Source organism: Photorhabdus sp. RM71S, assembly GCF_042879355.1.
Classification (GTDB): Bacteria; Pseudomonadota; Gammaproteobacteria; order Enterobacterales; family Enterobacteriaceae; genus Photorhabdus; species Photorhabdus kayaii.
Genome location: NZ_JBHFKV010000213.1, coordinates 1 through 414, shown reverse-complemented (window position 1 = coordinate 414; position 414 = coordinate 1). Strand labels below are relative to the sequence as shown.

At 40.3% G+C, this 414-nt stretch carries 1 pseudogene; it reads right to left on the bottom strand.

Annotated elements, in window-relative coordinates:
* Positions 1–222: 222 nt before the first annotated feature.
* Positions 223–414: pseudogene (locus ACGF5R_RS24570) on the bottom strand (transposase); the annotation flags it as partial.

Below are 414 nucleotides of genomic sequence, written 5' to 3'. Positions count from 1 at the left end.
AAGCCACTTTAACGTATAAGTATTCATGGGCCGATAATGGGTAATAGTCCGGTTGAGTTGCCCATTTTACCGCTAAATAATTCAAGTGCCCCAGACTTTTTTATGCTCTCCTATAAGCAAAAATGCCAGCGCCCCAATAAGTTCCGCGCCTGTTGACATTAGCAAATACTTTTACCCACCTTAAAAAGGTGAGTAAAAGTACAAAAAATAGAAAGGAAAAGGTTATTGTAAGGAGAGGAGTTCTTCACGGCTAAGACCGGTGCTTTTCATAACCAGTTCAATACTGGCACCATTCTTTAAAAAGACACGGGCAATATTAATTGAAGCTTGTTTTTCACCTTCCTGAATGCCTTCCTGAATGCCCTGTTGAATACCTTGCTGAATACCTTGCTGAATACCTTGCTGAATACCTTG